The 18,555-nt window shown below is 64.7% G+C and carries 19 protein-coding genes and 2 tRNA genes; 13 read left to right on the forward strand and 8 right to left on the reverse strand.

Going from position 1 to position 18,555, the window contains the following annotated elements; genetic code table 11:
- Positions 1-28: 28 nt before the first annotated feature.
- The 7 genes from QPK29_RS17075 (at position 29) to QPK29_RS17105 (ending at position 5,621) form a co-directional block, all read left to right on the forward strand.
- Positions 29-526 (forward strand): chemotaxis protein CheW, encoded by a 498-nt coding sequence (locus QPK29_RS17075; RefSeq protein WP_036230347.1) that lies wholly within the window; start codon positions 29-31, stop codon positions 524-526.
- A gap of 76 nt (positions 527-602) precedes the next feature.
- Complete coding sequence (locus tag QPK29_RS17080) at positions 603-1,460, forward strand: CheR family methyltransferase (protein ID WP_371768178.1); 858 nt, start codon at positions 603-605, stop codon at positions 1,458-1,460.
- A gap of 17 nt (positions 1,461-1,477) precedes the next feature.
- Positions 1,478-2,077 carry a chemoreceptor glutamine deamidase CheD gene (cheD, locus tag QPK29_RS17085; RefSeq protein WP_056137233.1) on the forward strand — a complete coding sequence of 200 codons (600 nt, stop codon included), beginning with the start codon at positions 1,478-1,480 and terminating at the stop codon, positions 2,075-2,077.
- 17 nt (positions 2,078-2,094) lie between these two features.
- Complete coding sequence (locus QPK29_RS17090; protein WP_371768179.1) at positions 2,095-3,168, forward strand: protein-glutamate methylesterase/protein-glutamine glutaminase; 1,074 nt, start codon at positions 2,095-2,097, stop codon at positions 3,166-3,168.
- 156 nt (positions 3,169-3,324) lie between these two features.
- Positions 3,325-3,720, forward strand: a complete 396-nt coding sequence (cheY, locus tag QPK29_RS17095; RefSeq protein WP_036230336.1) for a chemotaxis response regulator CheY — start codon at positions 3,325-3,327, stop codon at positions 3,718-3,720.
- Positions 3,721-4,353, forward strand: a complete 633-nt coding sequence (gene cheZ / locus QPK29_RS17100; protein WP_056137235.1) for a protein phosphatase CheZ — start codon at positions 3,721-3,723, stop codon at positions 4,351-4,353.
- Positions 4,354-4,412: 59 nt separating this feature from the next.
- Positions 4,413-5,621 (forward strand): EAL and HDOD domain-containing protein, encoded by a 1,209-nt coding sequence (locus QPK29_RS17105; RefSeq protein WP_371768180.1) that lies wholly within the window; start codon positions 4,413-4,415, stop codon positions 5,619-5,621.
- A 26-nt stretch (positions 5,622-5,647) separates the two neighbouring features.
- Here QPK29_RS17105 and QPK29_RS17110 read toward each other — a convergent pair whose 3' ends face one another.
- The 5 genes from QPK29_RS17110 to QPK29_RS17130 all read right to left on the reverse strand — a co-directional run bounded on the left by QPK29_RS17110 (position 5,648) and on the right by QPK29_RS17130 (position 9,904).
- A complete protein-coding gene (locus tag QPK29_RS17110; RefSeq protein WP_371768181.1) occupies positions 5,648-6,403 on the reverse strand; it encodes a flagellar brake protein in 756 nt (251 codons plus the stop codon).
- Positions 6,404-6,511: 108 nt separating this feature from the next.
- Entirely contained in the window at positions 6,512-7,351 is an 840-nt protein-coding gene (gene panC / locus QPK29_RS17115; RefSeq protein ID WP_371768182.1) for a pantoate--beta-alanine ligase, read from the reverse strand.
- A 21-nt stretch (positions 7,352-7,372) separates the two neighbouring features.
- Positions 7,373-8,254 (reverse strand): segregation and condensation protein A, encoded by an 882-nt coding sequence (locus QPK29_RS17120; RefSeq protein WP_056137238.1) that lies wholly within the window; start codon positions 8,252-8,254, stop codon positions 7,373-7,375.
- A gap of 45 nt (positions 8,255-8,299) precedes the next feature.
- A complete protein-coding gene (locus tag QPK29_RS17125) occupies positions 8,300-8,497 on the reverse strand; it encodes a DUF3460 family protein (RefSeq protein ID WP_056137239.1) in 198 nt (65 codons plus the stop codon).
- Between the two features lie 90 nt (positions 8,498-8,587).
- Positions 8,588-9,904 (reverse strand): enoyl ACP reductase FabMG family protein, encoded by a 1,317-nt coding sequence (locus QPK29_RS17130; protein ID WP_371768183.1) that lies wholly within the window; start codon positions 9,902-9,904, stop codon positions 8,588-8,590.
- Positions 9,905-10,070: 166 nt separating this feature from the next.
- Here QPK29_RS17130 and QPK29_RS17135 point away from each other — a divergent pair, with 166 nt between their 5' ends.
- Positions 10,071-10,316: a hypothetical protein gene (locus QPK29_RS17135; RefSeq protein ID WP_156650961.1), complete on the forward strand. Its 246-nt coding sequence runs from the start codon at positions 10,071-10,073 to the stop codon at positions 10,314-10,316.
- Between the two features lie 19 nt (positions 10,317-10,335).
- Here QPK29_RS17135 and metG read toward each other — a convergent pair whose 3' ends face one another.
- On the reverse strand, positions 10,336-12,471 hold the full coding sequence (gene metG, locus QPK29_RS17140; RefSeq protein ID WP_371768184.1) for a methionine--tRNA ligase: 2,136 nt from the start codon (positions 12,469-12,471) through the stop codon (positions 10,336-10,338).
- A gap of 147 nt (positions 12,472-12,618) precedes the next feature.
- On the opposite strand from metG, the gene apbC reads away from it, so the two are divergent.
- Positions 12,619-13,707 (forward strand): iron-sulfur cluster carrier protein ApbC, encoded by a 1,089-nt coding sequence (gene apbC, locus QPK29_RS17145; protein ID WP_056137242.1) that lies wholly within the window; start codon positions 12,619-12,621, stop codon positions 13,705-13,707.
- Positions 13,708-13,847: 140 nt separating this feature from the next.
- Entirely contained in the window at positions 13,848-14,885 is a 1,038-nt protein-coding gene (locus tag QPK29_RS17150; RefSeq protein ID WP_371768185.1) for an RNA methyltransferase, read from the forward strand.
- On the opposite strand, the gene QPK29_RS17155 is transcribed toward QPK29_RS17150, so the two are convergent.
- Positions 14,854-15,573 (reverse strand): 2'-5' RNA ligase family protein, encoded by a 720-nt coding sequence (locus QPK29_RS17155; RefSeq protein WP_371768186.1) that lies wholly within the window; start codon positions 15,571-15,573, stop codon positions 14,854-14,856. The two genes, QPK29_RS17150 and QPK29_RS17155, sit on opposite strands and share 32 nt — an antisense overlap.
- A 10-nt stretch (positions 15,574-15,583) precedes the next feature.
- Positions 15,584-16,750, reverse strand: a complete 1,167-nt coding sequence (locus QPK29_RS17160) for a GGDEF domain-containing protein (RefSeq protein WP_371768187.1) — start codon at positions 16,748-16,750, stop codon at positions 15,584-15,586.
- Between the two features lie 185 nt (positions 16,751-16,935).
- On the opposite strand from QPK29_RS17160, the gene gltX reads away from it, so the two are divergent.
- From gltX to QPK29_RS17175, 3 genes are all read left to right on the forward strand, one after another.
- A complete protein-coding gene (gene gltX, locus QPK29_RS17165) occupies positions 16,936-18,327 on the forward strand; it encodes a glutamate--tRNA ligase (protein ID WP_371768188.1) in 1,392 nt (463 codons plus the stop codon).
- Between the two features lie 52 nt (positions 18,328-18,379).
- Positions 18,380-18,455, forward strand: a tRNA-Ala gene (locus QPK29_RS17170).
- 24 nt (positions 18,456-18,479) lie between these two features.
- Positions 18,480-18,555 (forward strand) — tRNA-Glu (locus tag QPK29_RS17175).

Here is an 18,555-nt window from a genome sequence, read left to right on the forward strand (position 1 = left end):
CTTACTTTTGCTCCGATAAGGAACCGACATGTCCACTCAACCGACGAACAAGCCGAACGATGCCCACGACGGCAACGGCAGCGAATACCTGGCCTTCACCCTCGGCTCCGAGGAATACGGCATCGACATCCTGAAGGTGCAGGAGATCCGCGGCTACGAAGCCGTGACCCGCATCGCCAACGCCCCCGAATTCATCAAGGGCGTGATCAACCTGCGCGGCATCATCATCCCGGTGGTCGACATGCGCATCAAGTTCAACCTGGGCACGCCGACCTACGACCAGTTCACCGTCGTGATCATCCTGAACATCGGCGGCCGCATCATGGGCATGGTCGTGGACAGCGTGTCGGACGTGACCACGCTCACGCCGGACCAGATCAAGCCGGCGCCGGAGATGGGCTCCGCCTTCAATTCCGACTACCTGACCGGCCTCGGCACCGTCGACGAACGCATGCTCATCCTGATCGACATCGACAAGCTGATGTCGTCCAGCGAGATGGGCCTGATGGACCGGTTGGCGGCATAAGACACACAGCGCGGCGCAAGGGACACACCCGGACCGCACGCGGTCCGCAGAACGACAGCAATCCATAGGTTATAACGTGCCGCCCACCAATACGAACAAGCAGGAGACGGGCAAGGAATTCAACTTCACGCGCGCCGACTTCGAGCGCGTGCGGGGCCTGATCTACCAGCGCGCCGGCATCTCCCTGGCCGACAGCAAGCAGGAAATGGTCTACAGCCGTCTCGCGCGCCGCCTGCGCGCGAACGGCATCGCCTCGTTCGCGTCCTACCTCGACGCGCTGGAAGCGGGCCGCATGCCGGCCGAGTGGGAATCGTTCACGAACGCGCTGACGACGAACCTGACGTCGTTCTTCCGCGAGGCGCACCACTTCCCGCTGCTGGCCGAACACGCGCTCAAGGCGCGCGCGAAACACGGCGCGCCGCTCACGATCTGGTGCTCCGCCAGTTCCACGGGCGAGGAGCCGTATTCCATCGCGATGACCGCGTGCGAGGCGTTCGATACCTTGACCCCGCCGGTCCAGATCATCGCCACCGACATCGATACGAACGTGCTGGCCACGGCCAGCGCCGGCGTCTATCCGCTCGAACGCGTCGACAAGATGGAACAGGCGCGCCTGCGCCGCTTTTTCCTGAAAGGGAAGGGCGCCCAGGAAGGCCTCGTGCGCGTGCGCCCGGAACTGCGCCAGCTGATCACGTTCCGGCAATTGAACCTGCTGGCCGACGGCTGGGACCTCAAGGGCCCGTTCGACGCGATCTTCTGCCGCAACGTGATGATCTACTTCGACAAGGCCACGCAGCGCAAGATCCTGTCGCGCTTCGTGCCCCTGATGAAGCCGGACGCGCTGCTGTTCGCCGGCCACTCCGAGAATTTCCTGTACGTGTCCGACTCGCTGCGCCTGCGCGGCAAGACGGTCTACGAATTGAACCAAGGCTGACGCCCACCACACCGCCCATGGAAACGAACAGCCATTTCGCCACCAACGTCTATTACGACCGCACGTTCGACTGCGACGCGGCCAAGATCCTGCCCGGCGAGTACTACTACACGGGCAAGGACATGCTGATCGTGACGGTGCTCGGCTCGTGCGTGTCGGCGTGCATCCGCGACCGTGTGAAGGGCCTGGGCGGCATGAACCACTTCATGCTGCCGGACGGCGGCGATCCGGGCAACCCCGTCTCGGCCTCGATGCGCTACGGCACGCATGCGATGGAAGTGCTGATCAACGACCTGCTCAAGGCCGGCGCCCGGCGCGAGCACCTGGAAGCGAAGGTGTTCGGCGGCGGCGCCGTGCTGCGCGGCTTTTCCGCGATGAACGTGGGCGAGCGCAATGCCGCGTTCGTCATTCAGTTTCTCAAGACGGAACGGATTCCCGTGCTGGCCGAGGACCTGAACGACATCTATCCGCGCAAGGTGTATTTCTTCCCGCGCACGGGCAAGGTGCTCGTCAAGAAACTGATGCAAACCCATAACGATACGCTGGCGAAGCGCGAGCTCGATTACGCCAGCCGCCTCAAGGTCACGCCCGTCTCCGGCGCCGTCGACCTGTTCTGAAGAGAAAGGCAAAACCAATGACAAAGATCAAAGTGGTGATCGTGGACGATTCCGCGCTGATCCGCAGCGTGATGACCGAGATCGTCAATTCGCAGCCCGACATGGAAGTGGTCGGCGTCGCGCCCGATCCGCTCGTCGCCCGCGAACTGATCAAGCGCACGAACCCGGACGTGCTCACCCTGGACGTCGAGATGCCGAAGATGGACGGCCTCGACTTCCTCGAAAAACTCATGCGCCTGCGCCCGATGCCCGTGCTGATGGTGTCGTCGCTGACGGAGCGCGGTTCCGAGATCACGATGCGCGCGCTGGAGCTGGGCGCCGTCGATTTCGTGACCAAACCCAAGATCTCGATCCAGAGCGGCATGCGCGAATATACCGAACTGATCGCCGACAAGATCCGCGGCGCGTCGCGCGCCCGCATCAAGCCGCGCACCCTGCATGCGGCCACGGCCGGCGCCTCGACCCCGCTGCCGCAACTGCGCAGCCCATTGACGTCGTCGGAAAAGCTGATCATCATCGGCGCCTCGACGGGCGGCACGGAAGCGATCCGCGAATTCCTCATGCAGATGCCGTCGGACTGCCCCGGCATCCTGATCGCCCAGCACATGCCGGAAGGCTTTACGACGTCGTTCGCGCGCCGCCTCGATTCGCTGTGCAAGATCAGCGTCGTCGAGTCCGCCGGCAACGAGCGTGTGCTGCCGGGCCACGCGTACATCGCGCCGGGCCACTCCCATTTGCTGTTGACTCGATCCGGCGCCAACTACATGACGAAGATCGAGCAGAGCGAGCCCGTGAACCGTCACCGTCCGTCCGTGGACGTCCTGTTCCGCTCGGCGGCGCAGGCGGCCGGCAAGAATGCCGTCGGCGTGATCCTGACGGGCATGGGAAAAGACGGCGCACAGGGTATGCTGGAGATGAAGAACGCGGGCGCCCACAATTTCGCCCAGGATGAAGCGTCGTGCGTCGTGTTCGGCATGCCGCGCGAAGCGATCGCCATCGGCGCCGCCCACGAGGTGGCCGCCCTGAGCGCATTGCCGGGCCTTGTGCTTGGCCATCTGGCAACGCATGGAGGCCGGGCGTTGCGCGTTTGATCCGCGTACGGTGCATTCACTGCGGTTTTATCGCCGTAGAGCAACAAAACTGCTATGCTTTAGCCTGTATTCGCAGTGCCGAACCGACCAACCTATACTAGGGGCTTCGTAGTCCTCGAAGCCCATCATCAGAGTTAAGAAACAACGGAGTATTTCATGGCTGATCCTAAGATGCGTTTCCTGGTTGTTGACGATTTTTCGACGATGCGACGCATCGTCAAAAATCTGCTGAAAGAACTGGGTTACGGCAATGTCGACGAGGCAGAAGACGGTGTCCAGGCACTGGCCAAGCTGCGCAGCGAACAGTTCGATTTCGTCGTGTCGGACTGGAACATGCCGAACATGGACGGTCTGACGATGCTGCAGAACATCCGTGCCGATCCCGCACTGGCCAAGCTGCCGGTGCTGATGGTGACCGCCGAAGCCAAGAAGGAAAACATCATCGCGGCGGCGCAAGCCGGCGCCAACGGCTACGTCGTGAAGCCGTTCACCGCGGCCACGCTGGACGAAAAGCTGAACAAGATTTTCGAAAAGATGGAAAAGGCCGCGTAAATGAGCGAGCACATCGCCGACTCGACTTCGCCCGACGAGGTTCTGAGCCGGATCGGGCACATGACCCGCGCATTGCACGAAAGCCTGCGCGGGCTGGGCCTGGACAAGCTGATCGAAAAGGCGGCCAGCGACATCCCCGATGCGCGCGACCGCCTCGATTACGTGGTCCGGCTGTCCGAGCAATCGGCCAAGCGCGTGCTCGACGCGACCGATGCCGCCAATCCGCTTCAGGATGGCATCGACGACCGTGCCGCCGAACTCGGCCGCTCGTGGCAGGCCCTGCTGGCCGCACCGGGCGCCGACGGCGACTGGCGTGCGTTGGCCGAGCGCACGGTCGCGAGCCTGGCCGAATCGCGCGACGCGGCCAGCGCCACGAAGGCGCATTTGATGGACATCATGATGGCCCAGGACTTCCAGGACCTGACCGGCCAGGTGATCTCGCGTATCACGGGCATCGCCCAGAACCTGGAAAAGCAGCTGGTGCAGGTGCTCGTCGATTTCGCCCCGAGCGAGATCAAGCGCGAGCTCGACAATGGCTTGCTGAACGGTCCGCAGATCAACCCGGAAGGCAATAGCGACATCGTGGCCGACCAGGGCCAGGTCGACGACTTGCTGGACAGCCTGGGCTTCTGATCCCGACGCGGCGGCCTCGAGCCGCCGTTTTTCGTTCCACCCGGCGATCGTTACAAGACATGCACCAGACTCACTTCATCGTCCGTGAACCCCTGCTCGACCCGAAGCAACGCGTGATCGGGTACGAGCTCCGCTGGCAACAGCGCGACGGCCAGCCACTCGGCGACGCCGACCTCGAACGCCTCGTCGCCTTCGTGGCCGACCACGTGGTCGACGAGGAGCAGGGCTGGCTCCTGCGCGACAAGATCCTGTTCCTCGACGCCGTGCCGGCGATGCTGTCGCTGGATGCGCTGCACGCGCTGCCCCCGGAACGCACCGTCCTCTCGCTGCCCGTGCGCGATCTCGCGAATCCCGACACCCGCGCGGCCGTGCAGGCGCTGCGCGCGGGCGGCGTCGGTATCTCGATCCGCGGCGCCGACCTGACCCTGCTGGGCAAGAACCTGTCTCCTTTCGCGTCCTACGCCGAAGTGCGCTTCGCCGGCGCCGACGTGGCCGCCCAGGCGCGCGCGTACGCCGCCGCGAAGCAGTCGGCGCTGCGCCTCGTCGGCCGGCCCGTGTCGACGTGGCAGGATTTCGACGCCTGCGCCGCGCTGGGCCTGGATGCCTTCGTCGGCAAGCTGCACCTGACGCCGCGGCCGGGCAATCCCGTCAAGGGCATGAACCCCGCCCAGACCATCATCCTGCAGCTGATGCAGATGGTGCAGAACAACGAGGACGTGCCCAAGATCGAGGCCGTGCTCAAGCGCGATCCGGCACTGATCTATAAACTCCTGCGCTTCATCAATTCGGCCGGCTTTGGCTCGGGCCGCGACATCCAGTCGCTGCGCCAGGCGATCGCGATGCTCGGCTACGCGCCGCTGTACCGCTGGCTCGTCCTGCTGCTGGCGACGGCCAGCACGAGCGGCTATTCGCCCGTGCTGATGGAAACGGCGGTCGTGCGTGCGCGCCTGTGCGAACTGCTGGGCCAGACGTATCTGCCGCGCAGCGAGGGCGAGCACCTGTTCGTGGCGGGCATGTTCTCGCTGCTGGACCGCCTGCTGGGGCTGCCGATGAAGGAGGTGCTGGACACGATCCAGCTGCCGGAGCAGGTCGTGCAGGCGTTGCTGGGGCGCGATGGCGTCTACGGGCCTTATCTCGCGCTGGCGGAGGCGTGCGAGCTGAATTCGGACCTCGTGGCGTCGTTGGCGGCGTCGCTGGATATCAGCCCGCTCGACGTCAACAAGGCGCATTTATCGGCGCTGGCGTGGGCGCAGAACGTCGCAGCATGAAAAACGGCCCTGACGGGCCGCCTTGTTTATCTGCGCTTCTGGACCTTGACGACAGCCCGCTCGAGCGTCTGCCGCATCTGCATCGAAATATTCGAAATGCGGCACCCCACCTGCACCTGCTGACCCAGCAGGAAGGTACGGAACGGCCGCAGCAGGCGGATTTCGAGGTCGGCCGAGACGGCCAGCGACGTGCCCAGTTCCAGCTGCACGCCTTCCAGCTTCTTGCCGACATACAGTTCGAGCGCCTGTTCCGGCGTCGCGCGCAGGCCGACGCCCCCGCGTGAGAAATCGTACAGAGGCATCTCGAACACCTTGCCCAGCAGCGTGAAGCGGGCGCCGTAATTCATGCCGACCGGCGACTCCAGGCGAGGCTCGGCGCGCCGGTTCAGCACGAGGCAGACCTCCGGCAGCGGCAGTTGCACGAGTTCCGGGCGTCCCTCCACGATGGCCCAGTCGGCGTCGAGCTCGAACTGGATCTTCGCATTGCTCCCGAGCGCCGCGACGAACACGGCCTCGCCTTCCGCCAGGACGTCGTCGCCGGCGAGCTCGAGGGTGAACACCTTGTGCTCGGGATCGACGCTGTCGATGCGCGCCATGACGAAGTCCTGGCCGCGCGGGTACACGGTCACGGGTTCGCCGGTCAGGGCGAGCGTGGTCAACGCGTCGCCGATGTCGAACGGGTCGCGCATGTCATGGGCGCCGGAATCGGGGCGGATCCGGTCCACGGCGTCCGCCGGTTTGGGCGGGCCCTTGCGCATTTGAAGCAACGAGAGGTCGGTCAAGACGCTACTCCTTCTTTTTACGTGGTTTGGGTAAAAAGCCAAACTCCGAGTCTAGCAAGAAGAGTTGCCAATTCCTACAACATATTTGCAACAAAGTAATTTTTAGAGTCAGATCTCGAGATTATCGATCAGACGCGTCGCACCAAGTTTGGCGGCCGTCAGGACGACGAGCGGTGCGCCCGCTTCATATTCCGCGCGGCCCGGCGCCTGCAGGTTCATGCGCTTGCGGATCGACACGTAGTCGGGCTGCCAGCCGCGCGCGGCCAGGCGTTCCATCGCGTCGCGCTCCAGCGCGGCCAGGTCGGCGTGGCCGGCGCGGGTCTGTTCCGCCACGTACTGCAGCGTCTGGTACAGGAACGGCGCTTCGGTGCGTTCCGCCGTGCTCAGGTAGCCGTTGCGCGACGACAGCGCCAGGCCATCTTCCGCGCGGAACGTCTCGGCGCCGATGATTTCCGTCGGCAGCGCGAATTGGCGCGCCATGTTACGGACGATCATCAACTGCTGGTAATCCTTCTTGCCGAACACGGCCACGCGCGGCTGCACGCAGGAGAATAGCTTCGTCACGACCGTGCACACGCCGTTGAAGAAGCCGGGGCGGAATTCTCCCTCCAGGATATTGCCCAGGTCGTCGGGCGGCTGCACGCGGTATTCCTGCGGCTCCGGATACAGGTCTCTTTCGGTCGGCGCGAACAGGACGTACACGCCTTCCTTCTCCAGCTTGGCAACGTCCGCTTCGAACGTGCGCGGGTATTTGTCGAAGTCCTCGTTCGGGCCGAACTGCAGGCGGTTGACGAAGATCGAGGCGACGACCGGGTCGCCGTGGCGGCGCGCCAGGCGCATCAGCGACAGATGACCTTCGTGCAGGTTGCCCATCGTTGGCACGAAGGCGGTGCGCAGTTGTCCGCGCAGCTGGTCGCGCAGTTCGTCAATGGTGGAGATGATTTTCATGGTATCGGATTCGTAATGGCGTCACGCGGGAGAATAGGCGAGCCGCACATAGATGGGGGCGAAAGGTTCGGCCTGGGTTATTTCGATTAAGGTTTCTTTCGCCAGTTCGAGCATGGCGACGAAATGCACGACGACGACGGGCACGCTCGCCTGGCCGCCGAACAGTTCCGAGAACTCGACGAAGCGGGCCGACTGCAAGGTGCGCAGGATGGCCGACATGTGCTCGCGCACGGACAATTCCTCGCGGCCGATGCGGTGGTGCTGGGTCAGCTTGGCGCGGCGCAGCACGTCCATCCAGGCGCGCTGCAGATCGTGCGGGTCGACCTGCGGCCAGACCGGCCCCAGCGCCTGCTCGATGTGCAGCTGCGGGCGCACGAAGTCGCGGCCTTCCTGGGGCAGGGCACCCAACTGCTGGGCCGCGATCTTGATCTGCTCGTAGTCCAGCAGGCGCCGCACCAGTTCCGCACGCGGGTCTTCCGCTTCCTCGACGAGCGTGTCGACGCGCTTTGGCAACAGCATGCGCGACTTGATCTCGATGAGCATCGCGGCCATCAACAGGTATTCCGCCGCCAGCTCCAGGTTGCTCTTGCGGATCTGCTCGACGTATTCCAGGTACTGCAACGTGACCTGGGCCATCGGGATGTCGAGGATATTGAAATTCTGCTTGCGGATCAGGTACAGCAGCAGGTCGAGCGGACCTTCGAACGCATCAAGAAAGATCTCGAGCGCATCGGGCGGAATGTACAGGTCGGTGGGCAGCTGCAGCATCGGCTCGCCGTACAGGCGTGCGATGGCGCTGTCGACGTGGGCGTCGACACTCGCGGGATCGGAAGGGGAGGCCGTGGTGCCGTCGCCCGTGTCGGGATCGGCGCGCCCCCCGGGCGTCGCCTGCTCGGGCACCATCGTCGTCGGCCTGGGAATGATCGAGAGGGCGTCAGACCGGGTAGGTCAGACCTTCGTCTGGTACGGATACGCCTGCTGGCGGAGGCGCGACTCGTCGATGCGGCGCTGCTCGTCCAGCGACAGCGGGGCTTTGTCCCACAGCAGCGAGCGGCCGGCCTGCTGGCGCTCTTCCATGCCCGGGGTCTTTTCCTTCAGTTCCTTGATGAACTTGGTGTGCTCGGATTCGTACTGGATGTGTTTCATGGCTTTTCTAGGCAGGTCGTACAAACGGCGGCCTCGCTTATCGAGAGCCGCCGCATCATAAAAACAAGGAATGATACTGCGAGTCAGCGCTTATTGGTGCAGCGCATTCAGTTGACGGGCGATGATGTCGTGGTTGAGCCACAGCACCGGTGCGATCTTCTCGGCGGCGCCGTGGAACATCAGCGGGCCGGTGCCTTCCAGCACGAGGGCCGACAGGTGGTCCGTGATCAGCGCCTTCTTGTCCGTGTGCAACGACGTGATCTCGTCGGACGTGCCGATCATCAGGTCGGCCAGTTCCGGCGTGTTGTCCATCGGCCAGGCGTCGAAGTTGCGGAACGAGGTGCTGGTGGCGGTCTGCAGATACGCTTCCAGCTTGTCGAGGATCGATTGCAGCGAGACGCCTTCGCCCAGCAGTTCCTGGCAGATGTCCCATTGCTCCTGCGCCCACGCGCCGCCACCTTCCTTCTTGAGGGCGAGCAGCAGCGGGAACAGCGACAGTTCCACGCCGACGAAGATGTCGGACGAGTTCGTGCGGATTTCCGGGCAATTGAACACGGTGGCGGTGACGCCCTGGGCCCAGGCGGCCTCGGCGATCGACTCCAGGCGCATCTTGGCATAGCCCTGCGTGTAGTTCGTGTAGGTCTGCCACACGTACTCGCCGCCGATCAGGATCTCGGTGCCGTGGTAGCCGTACGCCGTGTAGCGCACCTGGCCGCCCTTGGCTTCCACGCGCGCGCGGATGGCGGCGGACGCATCGATCAGGTATTTCAGCGTGTTCGCCGACACTTCGTCGAAGTTCATCAGGATCAGCTTGCCCAGGTCGCTGTCGAGCAGGGCGCGCGACGACATGAAGCGGTCGCCGCGGCCTTTATAGATGCGGTTGGCGATGGCCAGGAAGGCCTTGATCTTCGGGATGCCGCCGGCCATCGTGTGGGCGAAGAACACATTGGCGCCGTCCGGGATCAGCTTGTCGATCTCGGCCATGACGTCTTGCGCGGACTGCGTGAAGCGCTGCACGCCTGCGGTGCGGCAGGCTTCGATCTTGGTCCAGTCCAGCTTGTCTTCTTGCCAGCTTTTGAGGGTAATACCGGACAGCATCTCGGTCGGATTCTGCTCGCCCGGGGGCGCGTCCATGTCGAAACCGGCCATCAGGGGCACATTCACGATGCGGCCGCCCAGCTTGGCTTCCGCTTCCGCGTGCTCTTCCGGCGTCAGGGCGCGCAGGGTGCCATCGTCGTTGCGGCGGCCGACGGTGATGCCGAGGATCGTCATGCCGGCGGCGCGCGCCTCGTCGATCAGGCCGTTCGCATAGCCGCGGCCGAACAGTTCGCCGAACAGGACGAAGACGTCACCTTGGCGGAACAGATTCGCTTGCGGGATGTGCCTCAGGGCTTTGTATTCGGTCATATTAGTCGCTACTACTCTAAAGTGTGGAGGATGGACGTCGATGGTATTGCTCGCGTCCTATTTTTTTCTAAAAACAGCGCATTATACTGCTACCCGCGTGCGGGAATTGATAGTATTCTGGCAAGGTATTTATCTTTCCCTGAACCTATTCCCGTACAGGTGATCCATGAAAGCTGTCCTGCCTTGCGCTGCCTTGTCATTCATCCTGGCCGGGTGCGCCAGTACGAATGAGCCCGCCGCCGCGGACATGCCCGCGCCGGGCGCCGCATCCACATCGACGACGGACGCGGCCGCGCCGATCACCGGCAGCCGCATTCCCGCCAAACGCACCGAAAAGATGGTCAGCCAGATCGGCGGCAAGGACTACAAGGACAACAAGAGCTCGCTGATGGCGCCACTGCAGAGCAACTAGCGCCACCGGCACGGCCCGCTTAGCGGATCCGCATGCCCGGCTGGGCGCCGCTCACCGGTTCCAGCAGGTACAGGCCCGGATTCGCTTTTTCATCTTTCGCGGACGCGCACAGCACCATGCCTTCCGACACCCCGAACTTCATCTTGCGCGGCGCCAGGTTGGCCACGAGCACCGTCAGCTTGCCGATCAATTGCTCCGGCTGGTAAGCCGACTTGATACCCGAGAACACATTACGATAGCGGCCTTCGCCCACGTCCAGCGTGAGGCGCAGCAGCTTGCCAGCGCCTTCGACGTGCTCACAATTGACGATCTTCGCCACGCGCAGGTCGATTTTCGTGAAGTCGTCGATCGAGATTTCCGGTGCCAGTTCCTCGATGTCGGAGGCTTCCGGGGCCGGGGCGGCGGCGGTCTCGACGGCGGCGGCGGGCGCGGCAGCGGCCGGTGCCGGCGCGGGCTTGTCGAACAGGTCCTCGACCATCTTCGCATCCACGCGCTGCATCAGGTGGCTGTACGCACCGATCGTGCGGCCCAGCAGCGGGGCGTAGACGCCCTCGCCCTGGGTGTCTTGCCACGAGTACGCCTCGTCGCCGAGGAATTCACGCACGCGCGCGGCCACGTGCGGCAGCACCGGCGACAGCATGATCGTCAGCTGGCGGAACAGGATCAGCGCGGTCGTGCACACGTCGTGCAGCTCGGCCGTCTTCGACTCGTCCTTGGCCAGGATCCACGGCTTGTTCTCGTCGACGTAGCGGTTGGCGACATCGGCCACTTCCATGATTTCACGCAGCGCCTTGCCGAATTCGCGCGACTCGAAGTTCGCGGCGATGGCGGCCTGGCGTTCACCATTCTCGCCATTGAGGGCGCGCGCGATCCAGCTCTTCGCATCGTCCGACAAGGTCGATGCCAGCTTGCCGTCGAAGCGCTTGGCGATGAAGCCGGCGCAGCGGCTGGCGATGTTCACGTACTTGCCGATCAGGTCGCTGTTCACGCGCGCGACGAAGTCCTCGCCCGTGAAGTCCAGGTCTTCGACCCGGGCGTTCAGCTTGAACGCGAGGTAGTAGCGCAGCCATTCCGGATTCATGCCCAGCTGCAGGTAGCGCAGCGGCGAGATGCCCGTGCCGCGCGACTTCGACATCTTCTCGTTGTTCACGGTCAGGTGGCCGTGGACATTGACCTTCAGCTTGTCGATGATCGGGTGGCCCGAGAAATTCAGCATCGCCGGCCAGAACAGCAGGTGGAACGACACGATGTCCTTGCCGATGAAGTGCACTTGCTCGGCGGACGGATCGTTCAGGAACGCTTCGTAATCGATGCCCTGTTTTTCGAAGTAATTCTTCAGGCTGGCGAGATAGCCGACTGGCGCGTCCAGCCACACGTAGAAGAATTTACCTGGCGCATCCGGGATCGGGATGCCGAAATAGGGCGCGTCGCGCGAGATGTCCCAGTCGGCCAGCTTTTCGCCGTTCTCGCCCAGCCATTCGGAGACCTTGTTGACCATTTCCGGCTGCAGGCGGCCCGGCGTGTTCAGCCACTCCTTCAGGAATTGGAAGCAGCGCGGGTCGGACAGCTTGAAGAAGTATTGTTCGGACGGCTTCAGGATCGGCGTCGAGCCCGTGAACACGGAGTACGGGTTGATCAGCTCGGTCGGCTGGTAGGCGGCGCCGCAGACTTCGCAGTTGTCGCCGTACTGGTCCTTCGCGTGGCAGACCGGGCACTCGCCCTTGATGTTGCGGTCGGCCAGGAACATGCCCTTGGCCGTGTCGTAGAAGCGGTCGACGGTCTTCGTAGTGATCAGGCCGTTGTCGCGCAGGCGGCGGTAGATGCCCTGCGACAGGTCGACGTTTTCCGGCGAGTCCGTGGAGTACCAGTTGTCGAACGCGATGTGGAAGCCGTCCAGGTATTGCGCGCGGCCGGCCGCGATCTTCGCGACGAATTCCTGCGGCGTGACGCCTTCCTTTTCCGCGGCGATCATGATCGGCGTGCCGTGCGTGTCGTCGGCGCCGACGAAGTGCACGACGCGCTGCGCACCGGCGTCGCGCTGCATTCGCTGGAAGCGGACCCAGATGTCGGCCTGGATGTATTCCATCATGTGGCCGATGTGAAAGGCAGCGTTGGCGTAGGGCAGGGCGGTGGTGACGAACAGCTTGCGTGTCATGGTCGAAGGGTGAGGTTGTCGAGGAAAAAAAGCATTTTACCAGCGGATGACCCCAAGCGCGCAGGGGGTACTCCGTGCATTTGCCGGCCTGACAACAGGGGATACCGTGTTTTGCGCTAAACTTGCGCATCACATCCGGAGAACCCAATGAGCATCACTGTAGATGACGTCAAGGCCGCCCTGGCCGCTGTCGTCGATCCCAACACCCATAAAGATTTCGTCACCTCCAAGGCAGTCAAGAACATCCAGGTCGACGGCGGCAACGTCGCCCTCGACATCGAGCTCGGCTATCCGGCGAAGAGCCAGGTCGCGGGCATCCGCGCGGCCGTCGTCGACGCGCTGCGCAAGCTTCCGGGCGTGGACAACGCCAGCGTCAACGTCACGAGCAAGATCCTGTCGCACGCCGTGCAGCGCGGCCTGAAGGTGATGCCGAACGTGAAGAACATCATCGCCGTCGCGTCCGGCAAGGGCGGCGTCGGCAAGTCGACGACGGCCGTCAACCTCGCGCTGGCGCTGGCCGCCGAGGGCGCCGCGGTCGGCCTGCTGGACGCCGACATCTACGGCCCGTCGCAGCCGATGATGCTGGGCGTGAACGGCCGCCCGCAGAGCCTCGACGGCAAGACGATGGAGCCGCTGGAGAATCACGGCGTGCAGGTGTCGTCGATCGGCTTCCTGATCGATCCGGACGAGCCGATGGTGTGGCGCGGACCGATGGTCACGCAAGCCCTGCAGCAGCTGCTGGAACAGACCAACTGGAAGAACCTCGACTACCTCGTCGTCGACATGCCGCCAGGTACGGGCGACATCCAGCTCACGCTGTCGCAAAAGGTTCCGGTGACGGGCGCCGTGATCGTCACGACCCCGCAGGACATCGCGCTGCTGGACGCGCGCAAGGGTCTCAAGATGTTCGAGAAGGTCGGCATCCCGATCGTCGGCGTCGTGGAAAACATGAGCACCCACATCTGCTCGAATTGCGGCCACGTCGAGGCGATCTTCGGCGAAGGCGGCGGCCAGAAGATGTGCGAAGACTTCCATGTGGACTTCCTCGGCAAGCTGCCGCTGCAGCTGTCGATCCGCGAGCAGACGGATTCCGGTACGCCGACCGTCGTGGCGGAACCGGATGGCGCCGTCGCCGCGATCTATAAGGAGATCGCGCGCAAGGTGGCCGTGAAGGTGGCGGAGCAGTCGAAGGATATGTCGGCGAAGTTTCCGACGATCGTCGTCAAGAATGACTGAGTCGCCACCGCTATATACGTCGTTCTCGCGCTATAGACACGTCATCCCCGCGCAGGCGGGGATCCAATTTTGCTTGCGTTTCGACTGCGCGTGCAGAACTTGGGTCCCACCTTCGCGGGGACGACGTTTTTGGGCAAACCATGAGAATTGAAGCAATCCGTGCGCATTTGCGTACTTTAGGCGCCCGGCCCCTGCACGAAGACCGCGTGCTGCGCGACTGGGTCCGCGTGATGGACCACGACCGCGGCCGCCGCCGTCCCGACGACTTCCTGCCGAAGCCCGTGCGCGAAGCGCTGCCGCAGCTGGATGCCGAACTGGACGCGCTCGCCCGCGTCATCAGCACGCACCCCGCGGACGACGGCTCGGCCCGCCTGCTGGTCGGCCTCGCCGATGGCCAGACTGTGGAATCCGTGCTGCTGCCGCGCGACGGCGTGTGCGTATCGAGCCAGGTCGGGTGCGCGGTCGGCTGCCAGTTCTGCATGACGGGCCAAAGTGGCCTGATCCGGCAGGTGACGAGCGGCGAGATCGTTGCCCAGGTCGTGCTGGCGCGCCGCCTGCGGCCTGTCAAGAAGGTCGTGTTCATGGGCATGGGCGAGCCCGCGCACAATCTCGACAATGTGCTGGAAGCCATCGAGCTGCTGGGCGTCGAAGGCAATATCGCGCACAAGAACCTCGTGTTCTCGACGGTGGGCGATCCGCGCGTGTTCGAGCGCCTGCCGCAAGGCCGCGTGAAACCGGCGCTGGCACTGTCGCTGCACACGACCAAGGCAGACCTGCGCGCACGCCTGCTGCCGCGCGCACCGCGCTTCGCGGCGCGCGAACTGGTCGACGAGGGCGAACGCTATGCGCGCCTGACCGGCTATCCGATCCAGTACCAGTGGACCTTGCTGGACGGCGTCAACGACGGGCCGGACGAACTCGAGGCCCTGGTAGACCTCTTGCGCGGCAAGTATGCCGTGCTGAACATGATTCCCTACAACACGAATCCCGGGCTGCCGTTCCGCCGGCCCGACTGGGACAAGGCGCAGTCGGTCGCCGCCTGGCTGTTCGAGCGGGGCATCCTGACCAAGTTGCGCGATTCGGCCGGGCAGGATGTCGACGGCGGCTGCGGCCAGTTGCGGGCGCGCGCCACCGGCGAACAGACCGTCATGTTGCGTCGGACGGCGGCCGCAGCGTAAATGGCGCGACCGGTTCGACCGCCGCGCTCGACATATACCAGTCGTTGATCACGAGCTGCAGGCTGCTTGCCCGCATGGTCCCGAGCGGCACGTCGCGCATCGCCGCCAGCACTGCGGCCAGGCGCGCCGGATCGGCGGGCGGGGCGACGAAGCGCAGCACCGTCGAATGCGCGGTGACGAGCCGGTAGCGCTGGTCCAGTGTCCCGTCGAGCCCGCGTGCGCGCAGCGCGTCGCGCAGGCGCGCACGCAGCCGTTCCAGTGTGCCGTCGCGCGGGAATCCCTTGGCCAGCACGGCGCCGCGCGAGATCGTGATGCCTTCGAAGCCGATCTCGAACGCCGGCAGGTCTTCCAGTGCCGCGCGCGCGGCCGCCGCATAATCCGCGCGCCGGGCCAGGTGCGATGCGTAGTCTTCCGTGACCGTGAACAGCGACAGCACCGTCATGTGCAGGTCGGAAAGGGGTTGCCGGTACTGGCGCGGGTCGGCGGCGAGCAAGGCGTCCTGCACGGCTTCGAAGCGGGCCGCCAGCGCCGCGTCGGGACGCGCGACCAGCGTGAGGCCGCGGCGCGGATCGAGGCCGCCGGCCAGGTGCAGGTCGCACTCGACGTCGCCGCGGGAGACGTCCGGCCAGGCGCGGTCCCACATGGCGTCGTAGTGGGCGCGCAGATCGGGTAAAGAAGAATCGCTCATCCGGGCGATTCTATGCCACGCGTGCGATACCCGTCTCGACCTGGCGTGCGCGCACCTGGTTGCGGCCGCCCCGCTTGGCGTCGTACATCAGGTCGTCCGCGACGGCGATCAGGGATTGCGGCGTGATGGCCTGGTGCGCCGCGAAGTCGGCGCCGGCGACACCGAAGCTGGCGGTCGTGGCCAGCGCGGCGTCGTTGTACGGGATGCGTTCGGCGGCGAACGCGGCGCGGACACGCTCGGCCAGTTCGACGGCGCCGTCCAGCCGGGTCTCCGGCAGGATGATCAGGAATTCCTCGCCGCCGTAGCGCACGACGGTGTCGATGGATTCGCGCGTCATGGCCTGTAACAGGTCGGCGAAGCGGCGCAGCAACGCGTCGCCCGCGTGGTGGCCGTACGTGTCGTTGATGGCCTTGAAGCCGTCCAGGTCGCACATGATCAGCGACAGGCTCAAGCGGTAGCGCCGCGCGCGGGCGATCTCGCCGTCGAGCAGGGCCGCATTCAGGTGGCGCCGGTTGTAGCAGCCGGTCAGCGGATCGCGCACGGACAAATTCGTCAGCACCTGGCGCGTGCGATATTGCTCGCGCCACAGGCGCGCGTGGCGGTTCGCGGCGACGGCGCCGAAGGCGTTGGCGAACAGGACCAGCATCGTCATCGACACGAGGTGGCGCGTCGTTTCGAGGTGCTGGATCCACGCCAGCGCGACGAACACGAGGCTGGAGCCCAGCGCGATGGCGACCGACGTGCGCAGGCGGTTCGGGATGAAGATCAGGATCACCACGGCCATGAGGCCGACGGACGTGCCGTGCAGCAGCGTGTCGGCCGGGCGGCGCCACGCGACGAACATATAGGTGAGCATCCCCAGCAATGTGAACACGCTCGCCACCCGGTACGCGGCCTTGACGGGCGTGGCGGCGCGGCGCGCATGGCGCAGGCCGGCCCAGGCGAAGACCGGCACGACGGCGCGGGCGAGCAGGGACGGGATGGCGCCCGGCAGGCCCAGCGCCAATACGTCGGCCACGCTGAACATCAGGTAGAACAGCGAGCACACGATCAGCGCGCGGCGCAGGTCGCGCAGGATCGTCGGCGCCTGCTCGTGCAGGAAGCCGGCTTCCGTCGCCGCGCAGACGAATTCGCCGCGCAGGCGCGCAATGGCAGCGGTGCTCGGGTCGCTCGTCATGGGTAGGTTGATATATGCATGAGATGGAAAAGCCGGACGAGACTGTAGCCAAAACTTTAATTTCTGTAAAGTAATTTTCAGTCATCGTGAGTAACCATGTCGCAGGATCGCTCGCCCCCCATTGCCGGGCCTCGCGGTAAAATAGCCGCTTCATTACTATTCATGCGTTCCCTTCGCATCCGACCATGACCGTCCGTACCCGTTTCGCTCCCAGCCCGACCGGCTATCTCCACCTCGGCGGCGCGCGCACCGCGCTGTATTCGTGGGCTTATGCCCGCCATTTCGGCGGCACCTTCGTCCTGCGCATCGAAGACACCGACCTGGAGCGCTCGACGCCGGAAGCCGTGCAGGCGATCCTGCAGGGGATGGAATGGCTGGGCCTCGCGCACGACGAAGGCCCGTTCTACCAGATGCAGCGCATGGACCGTTACCGCGAGGTGGTGAAGGGCATGCTGGAAGCCGGCACGGCCTACCTGTGCTACTGCTCGCCGGAAGAAGTGGAAGCGATGCGCGAGCGCATGCGCGCCGCCGGCGAAAAGCCGCGCTACGACGGCACCTGGCGCCCGGAACCGGGCAAGGTGCTGCCGCCCGTGCCGGAAGGCGTCAAGCCCGTCGTGCGCTTCAAGAATCCGCTGGACGGCGAAGTCACGTGGCACGACGTCGTCAAGGGCCCGATCACCATCGCCAACAAGGAACTGGACGACCTCGTGATCGCCCGTCCGGACGGCACGCCGACCTATAACTTCTGCGTCGCCGTCGACGACTGGGACATGAAGATCACGCACGTGCTGCGCGGCGACGACCACGTCAACAACACGCCCCGCCAGATCAATATCTTGCGCGCGCTGGGCGCCGAACTGCCGCAGTACGGCCACCTGCCGATGATCCTCGGCCCGGACGGCCAGAAGCTGTCCAAGCGCCACGGCGCCGTCAGCGTGATGGAATACCCGGAGCAGGGCTATCTGCCGGAAGCGATGCTGAACTATCTCGCGCGCCTGGGCTGGAGCCACGGCGACGACGAGATCTTCTCGATGCAGCAGTTCACCGAGTGGTTCAACCTCGACCACCTGACCGCGTCGGCCGCGCAGTTCAATCCGGAAAAGCTGGGCTGGCTGAACAACCACTATATCAAGCAGGCCGACAACGAGCGCCTGGCCGGTCTCGCTCTTCCGAAGATGGCGCGCGAAGGCGCGGTGTTCGACGGCGCGCCGCCGCTGGCCGCCGTGCTGGGCCTGATGAAGGAGCGCACCAACACGATCAACGAACTGGCCGACGCCGCCATGCTGTTCTACCGCGAACCGAAGCCGGACGCGGCGCTGCTGACCCAGCACCTGACCGACGCCGTGCGTCCCGCGCTGGCCCAGTTCGTCGAGCGCCTGCGCGACGTGGAATGGACCAAGCCCGCGCTGTCCGCGCTGATGAAGGAAGTGCTGGCCGCGCACGGCCTCAAGATGCCGCAACTGGCCATGCCGCTGCGTCTTCTCGTTACGGGTCAACTGCAGACGCCGGCCATCGACGCGGTGCTGGAATTGTTCGGCCGCGAAACGGTGATCGCACGAGTGAAAGCCGGGCTATGACTATTTGCGTAATGCAAGTGCGTCCGCTATAATGCTCGCACTTCAGCGCTGCGGGGGTATAGCTCAGCTGGGAGAGCGCTTGCATGGCATGCAAGAGGTCAGCGGTTCGATCCCGCTTACCTCCACCAAGAATACGTAGTAGCAAAGTTCAGGTCCCCATCGTCTAGAGGCCTAGGACATCACCCTTTCACGGTGAGTACCGGGGTTCGAATCCCCGTGGGGACGCCA

It is taken from the genome of Massilia orientalis (assembly GCF_030411975.2).
Classification (GTDB): Bacteria; Pseudomonadota; Gammaproteobacteria; order Burkholderiales; family Burkholderiaceae_D; genus Telluria; species Telluria orientalis.